Source organism: Massilia sp. CT11-108, from assembly GCF_047302915.1.
Taxonomy (GTDB): Bacteria; Pseudomonadota; Gammaproteobacteria; order Burkholderiales; family Burkholderiaceae_D; genus Telluria; species Telluria orientalis.
Map to the genome: position 1 here is coordinate 1 of NZ_JBKYMO010000236.1, position 8,899 is coordinate 8,899.

General features: G+C 68.3%; 9 protein-coding genes. 4 read left to right on the forward strand and 5 right to left on the reverse strand.

What is annotated here, in order from left to right:
- Positions 1-183, reverse strand: a 183-nt coding sequence (locus ACEN88_RS18385; protein ID WP_413341833.1) for an endonuclease/exonuclease/phosphatase family protein, incomplete at its 3' end; no start/stop codon positions are given.
- A 130-nt stretch (positions 184-313) separates the two neighbouring features.
- On the opposite strand from ACEN88_RS18385, the gene ACEN88_RS18390 reads away from it, so the two are divergent.
- On the forward strand, positions 314-694 hold the full coding sequence (locus tag ACEN88_RS18390) for a hypothetical protein (protein ID WP_413341835.1): 381 nt from the start codon (positions 314-316) through the stop codon (positions 692-694).
- Between the two features lie 19 nt (positions 695-713).
- On the opposite strand, the gene ACEN88_RS18395 is transcribed toward ACEN88_RS18390, so the two are convergent.
- The 3 genes from ACEN88_RS18395 to ACEN88_RS18405 form a co-directional block, all read right to left on the reverse strand.
- Entirely contained in the window at positions 714-1,337 is a 624-nt protein-coding gene (locus tag ACEN88_RS18395) for a hypothetical protein (RefSeq protein WP_413341837.1), read from the reverse strand.
- A gap of 2 nt (positions 1,338-1,339) precedes the next feature.
- A complete protein-coding gene (pepN, locus tag ACEN88_RS18400; protein WP_413341838.1) occupies positions 1,340-3,991 on the reverse strand; it encodes an aminopeptidase N in 2,652 nt (883 codons plus the stop codon).
- A gap of 195 nt (positions 3,992-4,186) precedes the next feature.
- Entirely contained in the window at positions 4,187-5,251 is a 1,065-nt protein-coding gene (locus tag ACEN88_RS18405) for an alkene reductase (RefSeq protein ID WP_413341840.1), read from the reverse strand.
- Between the two features lie 162 nt (positions 5,252-5,413).
- Here ACEN88_RS18405 and sugE point away from each other — a divergent pair, with 162 nt between their 5' ends.
- Positions 5,414-5,734, forward strand: a complete 321-nt coding sequence (gene sugE, locus ACEN88_RS18410) for a quaternary ammonium compound efflux SMR transporter SugE (RefSeq protein WP_056131479.1) — start codon at positions 5,414-5,416, stop codon at positions 5,732-5,734.
- An 18-nt stretch (positions 5,735-5,752) separates the two neighbouring features.
- Here sugE and ACEN88_RS18415 read toward each other — a convergent pair whose 3' ends face one another.
- Positions 5,753-6,520 (reverse strand): substrate-binding periplasmic protein, encoded by a 768-nt coding sequence (locus ACEN88_RS18415; RefSeq protein WP_413341842.1) that lies wholly within the window; start codon positions 6,518-6,520, stop codon positions 5,753-5,755.
- A gap of 205 nt (positions 6,521-6,725) precedes the next feature.
- Here ACEN88_RS18415 and ACEN88_RS18420 point away from each other — a divergent pair, with 205 nt between their 5' ends.
- Positions 6,726-7,766 carry a glycosyltransferase family 2 protein gene (locus ACEN88_RS18420; RefSeq protein ID WP_413341844.1) on the forward strand — a complete coding sequence of 347 codons (1,041 nt, stop codon included), beginning with the start codon at positions 6,726-6,728 and terminating at the stop codon, positions 7,764-7,766.
- A partial coding sequence (locus ACEN88_RS18425; RefSeq protein ID WP_413341846.1) for an ArnT family glycosyltransferase occupies positions 7,763-8,899 on the forward strand: 1,137 nt, incomplete at its 3' end. The genes ACEN88_RS18420 and ACEN88_RS18425, both read left to right, overlap by 4 nt.

Genomic DNA, 8,899 nt, shown 5'->3' on the forward strand with positions numbered 1-8,899 from the left:
CCCCGCGAACTGGTCGCCGATGGGGCGGCCGTCGCGCGCGGGCAGGCCGCAGCCGACTTCCTGCAGCAGCAGGATGTCGAAGCGGGCACCGAACGCCAGCACGCGGTCGACGACGCGGTCGAGGTCGGCGCCGTCGTCCGGCGTGCGGGCGCATTGTATGTTCCAGGTAATCAGTGTGAGCATGGCCGTCCTTTCGAGATCGTCAGGCTAGCGCGGCACCGATGCCGCGGACTGATCCAGCTCAGGTGTGCGCAGCGAACTGCCGGAATGGCGTACGGTCTATGGAAATGACGGAGGGGCGGCGATGTACACGATGATTCTTCTGTTGTACCTGCAGCAGGGCCTGGACGTGACGCTCGACCAGGCCAACCTGCGGGGGCAGTACCTGAAGCAGGAGGCGTGTGAAACGGCAGCACGCAGGTTGCGTGGGCCGGTGCCCATCCCCCGCAATTACTCGGCGGCGTGGCAGGACGTCATGTGCATCAAGGTGAACAACAACGTCCGGGTCAACGGGATGAAGCCGATCGACCTGTCCAAGGCGCTGCAGGCGTATGCCCCCCTGCATTGCCAGGCCGAAGGGGCATGGGAACGGATGGCCGAGCTGTGCCGCGCGCCGGAACAGCCGGGCAATGGCGAGGAAGGAGGTGGCGGAGGAGGAAGCGGCGACAGACCTGCCAGGTCGGCACGGCGTTAGCGCAGTCCGGCAACGATCATCAGTCCTGGTTCCACACGACGCCCTTGGGGCAGTCGGTGGCGCCGGCGGCGCCCGCGCTTGCCGCGGTGATCGAGCCGGTACCCGGCATCCCGGCAAGGGGCATGCCGACGCCGCCGGCGCGGCGGCAGCGCACGCGATTGCCCTGGCGGAAGCGGTAGATGACCACGCCGTCCGGCGACGTGTAGGTGTCCGACTGCCAGGTCAGCGTGCGGTCGATGTAGGCGGACTCGACCCCGCGCTGGAAGCGGGCCGCCGGGGTATCGGCTTCGGTCGGCACGCCCGATTTACCCTTGCGAAGTTCACGGTCGACGCGCCCGGCCTGCTGCTTCGCGAGACCGGCCACGAAGCCGCCTTGCGCGGAGCGCGCGTCCGTGTTCGGGGCGACCGGCATCGACGGTACGGGCAGCAGGTGCATGTCCGCGTCCAGCGGCGGCCGCGCAGGCTGGGCACGGTCGGTTTGCAGGAGGATCGTCACGGCCCGGGACGGGCGGACGGGAAGGAGGCGCCGTTCCTGCGTCCACAGGAACAGCGCCAGCAGGTGGGCGGCGCACGTGAACGCCAGCACGCCGCGCCGGCGCGCGTCGAACGTGGCGTTGGGCAGCGTGTATGCGCCGTTCCGCATGGTCAGTGCGCGGTCATCGCCTGTTTGATGGTGACGCAGCGCTGCGCGTCCTCCACCGCGTCGACGAGGGCGCGGCGGGTGCCGGCGGACAGGTCCTTGCCGGCGTCGGCCGCCGCTTGCAGGCGCTGGACGCTGGCCGGCGTGCAGCCGGCCGGGATCAGTGCCGGACCGTAGGCGCGCATGAAGACAGGACCGGCCGTCTTGTCGAGCTGCGGCAGGCGTGCAAGACGCGCGCCTGCCGTCTGCTCGCCCAGGCCGTGCTGCTCGGCCGGGTACAGGTGCTCCATCGCCGTGCGCACCTTCGAGAACGGCAGCTTCGTCTGCAGGTCGTGCACGGTGTCCAGCCATTCGGTCTTGACGGCCGGATCGGGGCGGCTGACGACGGCCGCCAGGGCGGCGGCCTGGCCGGCGTCGGACTTGTCGCGCGCCTGCTCGGCGTCGATCAGGGCGGCGGCGCCGGGGTAGTTGTAGCGGTTCAGGCGGCCGATGATCGCCCAGCGCAGATCCTGGTTGATCGCCAGGCCGTCGACCTGTTCCTTGCCGTCGAGGAGGGCGGCGAGGCGGCGCAGCGCGTCCGGCGAGCTGGCGACGTCGACATAGGTGCCGAACCAGCGGCGCTGGAAGTTGTCGTCGCCCTTGCTTGCGAGGGTGCTGGTCCAGGCCATGTCTTCCAGCTGGCGGGTGACCGCCTGGGCGTATGCGGCCTGCGGATCCATCAGGTCGAGATTGCGCTTCGCGCCGAGGACCTTGCCGAGCACGTCGCCGAGTAGTGTGTAGTCTTTTTCCTGCGGCGCATTGTTGAGTGCCGTGGACAGGAAGTCGTTGAGGGCAAGCTTGCCGTCGCGGACGCCGTCCCACAGGCTTTGCCACAGCATGGCGCGCAGCAGTGGGTCGGCAACAAAGGCCAGGTGGCTGCGTGCGCTGTCGAACGAGCGCGGATCGAGCTGGACCTTCACGAAGCCCCAGTCGTCGTAGTTCGGGTAGACGAGGTCCGGGCAGGCCGCGCCGTTCATGGCCGGGACCGGCGTTTTCGCACCCTTGTACGTGACGGCGACGTTGCGTTCGAGCTTGTACGCCTTGCCGTCCAGGCGGAACGCGGCGACCTGCACGCGTTGTTCGCGCAGGGTCGGCAGGGCCTTGCTCTGCGCGGTCTGGGTGAGCGTGAAGCCGGTGACCTTGCCGGCCTTGCAGGTGTAGTTGGCGGCGATCGTGTTGACGCCCGGCTGGTACAGCCATTCCTTCGTCCAGCCCGTCAGGTCGCGGCCGGCGGCCTGGCCGAGGCTGCCGATGAAGTCGTCCAGCTTCGCGTTGCGGTACTGGTATTTGACGAGGTAGTTGTGCACGCCCTTGCGGAACACGTCGGCGCCCAGCAGGTGGCGCAGCTGCATCAGGGTCGACGCGCCTTTGGAATACGTGATGTTGTCGATGTTGTCGAACGCGTTCCGGGTCGACGGCACCGGGACTTCGATCGGGTGCGTGGTGGTGCGCTGGTCCTGTGCGTAGGCGCGCTGCTTGCCTTCCGAATAAAAGGCGCGCCACGCGTCCTTGAACTCCGTGGCCTCGGCCGTCGCCAGCGTGCCCATGAACGACGCGAAGCTTTCGTTCAGCCACAGGCCGTTCCACCACTGCATCGTGACGAGGTCGCCGAACCACTGGTGCGCCATCTCGTGCATGATGACGTAGGCGAGGCGCGCGCGCTGTTCGGCCGTCATGTCGGCCTTGTACATGAAGCCGCGCTCGGCGAACGTGATCGCGGCGGCGTTTTCCATCGCGCCGTACAGGAAGTCCGGCACGAGCACCTGGTCGTACTTCTCGAACTGGTAGGGAATGCCGAAGTAATCGTCGAAGAACGCGAGGCCGGCCTTCGTGTACTTGAACCATTCGGCCGGCTTGACCTGCGCGGCGACCGACTGGCGCGCGAACAGGCGCATCGGGTATTTGCCGCTCGTGTCTTCCCACATCTTGTAGGGACCGGCGTGCATCGAGAAATTGTACGGGCTCAGCTTCCTGGTCTTCGCGAACGTCCAGCGGCGCAGGTCGCCGGCCGGGGCGACGTTCGTCTCGCGCGTGGTCGAGATCACCTGCCAGTCGGCCGGGACGCTCACGGTCACCTGGTATGTGGCCTTCAGGTCGGGCTGGTCGAACACGGCGAACATCTGGTGCGCGGCGGCCGGTTCGAAATGCGAATACGTGTAGACGCGGCCATCGACGGGGTCGACCATGCGGTGCAGGCCTTCGCCGTTCGTGCTGTGGGGACGCTCGTAGGCGACGACGACGGTGTTGCGGCCCTTGACCAGGTCCTGGGCGGGCAGCGTGATGAACCAGCCGTTGTAGCGCGGCGTGACGGTCTTGCCGTTGACGGTCAGCGACTTGATCGTGGCCTTGTCGAGGTCGACGGTGAGCGGGCTGTCCGCATCCTTCAGGTCGAACGCCAGGGTCGTCGTGCCGCTGAACGTCTCCTTGCCGGTGAGCGTGAAATCGAGCAGGTAGTCGACGTTGGACACGCGCGCCGAGCGGGCGGCCGCGTCGAGTTGCGACAGGTAGGCGTTGTCGGCACGCGCCGGGGTGGTGGCAGCATTGACGGCAGGGGATGAGGCAAACGCCAGCGCGGTGGCGACGGCGAGCGGCATCAGGCGGGGGTGGCAGGTCTTCACGGGACTCCTTGCGAGGCTGAACGAAGGCCGCGGCTTGTGGCCACGGCCCGTAGGAATCTCACAAGAATATCATGTCAGCAATAGTATTCGTATCGGTGACGCCTGCGAATGAAGGTTTTTTTACCGGGATATATGCATGTGAAAGGAGGAAGATGTTCGGACGAACAGGGCGTCCGTCCGCACATCAAGGCGACGTCAGCCGTTGGCCTGCAGGGCCGGATAGTCCGTATAGCCTTCCGCGTTCGGCGCATAGAACTTGTCCGGGCGCGGCGCGTTCAGCGGCGCATTGCGCTTCAGGCGCTCCGGCAGGTCCGGGTTCGCGATGAACCACTGGCCGAAGGCGACCGCATCCGCGTCTCCGCTCGTCAGCAATTGCTCCGCACTTTCCTTCGTCAGCTTTTCGTTGGCGATGTAAACGCCGCCGAAGATCTTTTTCAGCTGCGGGCCGAGACGATCCGCGCCGATCGCTTCGCGCGCGCAGATGAACGCGATGCCGCGCTGGCCGAGCTCGCGGGCCACGTAGCCGAACGTGTCCAGCGGCGTGGAGTCGCCCATGTCGTGGGCATCGCGACGCGGGGCCAGGTGCATGCCGACGCGGTCGGCGCCCCACACGGCGATGCACGCATCCGTCACTTCCAGCATCAGGCGGGCACGATTCTCGATCGAGCCGCCATACGCATCCGTGCGCTGGTTGGTGCTGTCTTGCAGGAACTGGTCGAGCAGATAGCCGTTGGCGCCGTGGATCTCGACGCCGTCGAAGCCGGCCTTCTTCGCGTTCTCCGCGCCCTTGCGGTAGGCGGCGACGATGGCGGGGATCTCCTCGAGCGTCAACGCGCGCGGGGTGACGTACGGCTTCACGGGGCGCACGAGGCTGACGGTGCCTTTCGGCTGGATGGCCGACGGCGCGACCGGCAGCTCGCCGTCCAGGAAGAGCGGGTCGGAGATGCGGCCCACGTGCCACAGCTGCAGGAAGATGCGGCCGCCCGCGGCATGCACGGCGGCGGTGACCTGCTTCCAGCCTTCGACCTGTTCGTCGGACCAGATGCCCGGGGTGTCGGCATAGCCCACGCCCATCGGGGTCACCGAGGTCGCTTCCGACAGGATCAGACCGGCCGAGGCACGCTGTACGTAGTATTCGGCCATCAGGGCGTTCGGCACGCGGCCGGCGCCCACGGCGCGCGAGCGGGTCAGCGGCGCCATGATGATGCGGTTCGGCAGCTCGAGGCTGCCGACCTTGATCGGGTCAAACAAAGTCGTCATCGGTACTCCTGTTTCGTTGATCCGCCGCGTTCGTGCGGCGCAAGAGGGCATCTTAAAGCAGGGTCGGAAATCCTGCAGAGGACGGCTCGATTTCGCCGTGCCGGGGCGGCATCGCGGGACCGCTGCTATACTGGTGGGTTTTTCGTCGGGCAGGAGCAATCGATGAGCTGGATCTACCTGGCCGTGGCCGGCCTGCTGGAAGTCGCGTGGGCGGTCGGACTCAAGTACACGGCGGGATTCACGCGCCTGTGGCCATCCGTGTTTACGCTCGCCACGATGGCGGGCAGCGTCGGCATGCTCGGCCTGGCGCTGCGGACTTTGCCGCTCGGTACCGCCTACGCGGTCTGGACCGGCATCGGCACGATCGGCACGGCGGTGGCCGGCATGGTGCTGCTGGGCGAGCCGGCCGGTGCGCTGCGGCTGCTGTCGATCGGTCTCATCGCGGCCGGCATCGTCGGCCTCAAGCTGCTGACGCCGGCCTGATCAGAGTCCGGGGCAACATCAGGGCGTGCCGGCCCAGCGTGCGTAGATGCGGTCCAGTTCGCCGCTGGTCTTCAGCTTGTCGAGGGCCGCGCCCAGCAGCGGCGCGAGCGCGGGCGCGGCCCTGCGGCTGACCCAGAAATACGTCGGCTCGTCGGCCAGCACGATGGGCAGCACGCGCACGCGGTTTTCCAGCCCTTCCTTGCGGATCAGGTAGTGCAGCGTGAGGTCGTTGACGTAGGCAAAGCGGCCGTGGCCCGCCAGGATCTTGCGCAGGTTCGCGCGGTTGTCGTCGGTCGCATCGTCGATCCGCACACCGGCCGCGACCAGGCGTTCCGTGAACACCGAGGCGCGCTGCGTCGTGACGAGGTCGCCCAGCCGCGCGAGGTCTTCCTCCGATTCGATCGTCACCGGATCGTTCCTGCGTACCACGAGGTAATGACGGACCTGGTAGATCGGCTTGCCCACCGGCTGCCCGATGCCGAGCCGGCGTGCCGACGACACGAGGCCGCAGGCGGCATCCAGCGTGCCCGTCTCCAGTCCCGTTTCGATGCCGGACAGCGAACGGCTGGTGTGCTGGTAGCCGGTGAAGCGCAGGCGCGGTTCGATCTTCTGGATGGCCGCCATGATGTCCGGACAGATGCCGGTGACGCGTCCGCCTGCGCGTAGCCACTTCGGTTCCAGCACTTCCTGGGAGGCGACGCGAACCTCCAGCGCCCGTGCCGCCGGGCCCGCGGCGAGCGCGCATGCCAGCACCGCGCACCGCACTGTCCTTGGGTAGTTCTCCATTCGCATGTCGTTCTGTCGAGATCTTGCGAGACCGCCGATTGTCGCACGATCCGCGCACGTTTGACCTGAATCGTCTCCGCATCGCGGCCGCGCGCGAAGATACCGCTGCCAGCCCGCCGCGGCCGGCATCGACAAGGAGATGGGATGATGGTCTTCATCGCGAAGCCGGGCCCGGTTGCACACGCCGGCCGGCACGGAGTTCGTCATGCGTGAGCCGGGATCCGGGGCGGGCCATTCGCTCTCAATCGTCGTGCCGCTGCGCGACGAGGAAGACAACGTGCTGCCGCTGGTGACCCAGGTCCAGGCCGCGCTGGCGGGCGCGCCGTGGCCGTGGCAACTGATCCTCGTCGACGATGGCAGCCGCGACCGTACCAGCGAACGCATCCGCGAGGCCGTCGCCGCGGGTCCCCGGCACTTGAGCGGCGCGATCCTGCGCCGCGGCTTCGGCCAGACGGCCGCCATGCAGGCCGGCATCGATCTCGCGCGCGGTACCGTCATCGCCACGCTGGATGGCGACCTGCAGAACAATCCCCACGACATCGTGCGCATGGTGCGCCGCCTGCTCGACGAAGACCTCGACCTCCTCGTCGGCTGGCGCCGCGCGCGCCGCGACGGCCTGTGGCGGCGCCTGCCGTCGCGGCTGGGCAACCGCCTGATCGGCGTGCTGACGGGCGTGCCGCTGCACGACTACGGCTGTACGCTGAAGGTCTACCGTGCCGCCGTGCTGCGCCGGGTGCGCCTGTACGGCGAGATGCACCGCTTCATCCCGAGCTGGATGGCGACCCTCACGTCGCCGGACCGCATCCGCGAGGAAGAAGTGAGTCACTTCCCGCGCCGGCACGGCCGCTCGAAATACGGCACGTACGGCCTTGGGCGCGCCGCGAAAGTCTTGCTGGACCTGCTCACGATGGCGTTCTTCGTGCGCTTCCGCGCCAGTCCCGGGCACTTCTTCGGGCGCATCGGGCTCGGATGCGGCGGTGCCGGGCTGGCCGCGCTGGGGTGGCTGGCGTGGCAGAAGCTGGGCGAGGGCGCCGCCATCGCCGGGCGCCCGCTGCTCCTGCTGGGCATCCTGCTCGTCGTGATCGGCGTGCAATTCGTCTGCACGGGCATCCTCACCGAACTGCTGGCCCGGACCTGGTTCGAGGCGGGCGGTGCGCCGGCCTATCTCGTGCGCGAGACGGTCGGCGGCAGCGGCGAGGACCTGCCGTCCCACCAGCGGCCGCGTACGGCACGGGAGCGGCCATGAGCGCGGCGCGTGGTCAAACGGTACCGGTGCCCCCGACCGGGGCGCGCGCCCTGTTGGCGGCATGGGCATGGCCGGTCCTGCTCGCGGCGGCCGTGTGGCTTGGGCTGTTTTACAACCTGGGCGCGATCCCGCTGTTCGACGTGGACGAGGGGGCGTTCGGCGAAGCGACGCGGGAAATGCTGGTGCGGGGCGACTACGTGTCGACGTGGCTGAACGGCCAGCCGCGCTTCGACAAGCCGATTCTCATCTACTGGCTGCAGGCCGCGTCCGTGCGCTTGTTCGGCCTGGACGAATTCGCGCTGCGGCTGCCGTCCGCGCTCGCGGCCACGGCGTGGATCGCCGCGATTCACACGTTCACGCGCCACGTTGTCGACCGCGACACGGCCCGCGCCGCCGCGTTCATCGCGGCCACGAGCGCGGGCGTCGTCGTGATCGGCCGGGGCGCGATCGCCGATGCGCTGCTGAACCTGTTTCTCGCGCTGGCGCTGTTCGACGTCTACCGCGAGCTCGTCGACCCGCGGCCGCGCTGGCGCCGCCGCGCATTCTTCTGGATCGCGCTCGGCGTGCTGACGAAGGGACCGGTCGCGCTGCTCGTGCCGGCTGCGGCCAGCCTGCTCGCGTTCGGGCTGCAGCAACGGATGGCCGACTGGTGGCGCGCGGTGCGCGACCCGGCCGGCTGGCTGATCCTGCTCGGCGTCGCGGGGCCCTGGTATGCGCTGGAATACGCGGCCCGGGGCGATGCGTTCCTGGCCGGTTTTTTTATGCGCCACAATGTCGAACGCTTCCTCGTGCCGTTGCAAGGGCACGCGGGCAGTCCGTTCTTCTACCTGCCGGCGTTGCTGCTGCTCGTGCTGCCGTACACGGGTCTCCTGCTCGCCACGCTTCCCGGCATGCGGCGGCTGCGCGCGACACCGCTCGACACCCTGCTGTGGTGCTGGTTCCTGTTCGTGTTCGGCTTCTTCACGCTGGCGGGCACCAAGCTAACGCATTACCTGCTGTACGGCGCGACGCCGCTGTTCATCCTGATGGCGCGCCGGCGCCACACGCTGCGCAGTCGCGTGGCGGCACTGTTGCCGGCGCGCCAACAGGACTTTGTGTTATACACATCACCGAGCCCACCACACCGAGCTACA

Bases quoted from the DNA above. Each gene is read 5' to 3' on its own strand.
- ACEN88_RS18415 (WP_413341842.1), bottom strand. From the start codon at position 6,520: ATGGAGAACTACCCAAGGACAGTGCGGTGCGCGGTGCTGGCATGCGCG.
- ACEN88_RS18420 (WP_413341844.1), top strand. From the start codon at position 6,726: ATGCGTGAGCCGGGATCCGGGGCGGGCCATTCGCTCTCAATCGTCGTG.
- ACEN88_RS18390 (WP_413341835.1), top strand. From the start codon at position 314: ATGATTCTTCTGTTGTACCTGCAGCAGGGCCTGGACGTGACGCTCGAC.
- ACEN88_RS18405 (WP_413341840.1), bottom strand. From the start codon at position 5,251: ATGACGACTTTGTTTGACCCGATCAAGGTCGGCAGCCTCGAGCTGCCG.
- sugE (WP_056131479.1), top strand. From the start codon at position 5,414: ATGAGCTGGATCTACCTGGCCGTGGCCGGCCTGCTGGAAGTCGCGTGG.
- ACEN88_RS18395 (WP_413341837.1), bottom strand. From the start codon at position 1,337: ATGCGGAACGGCGCATACACGCTGCCCAACGCCACGTTCGACGCGCGC.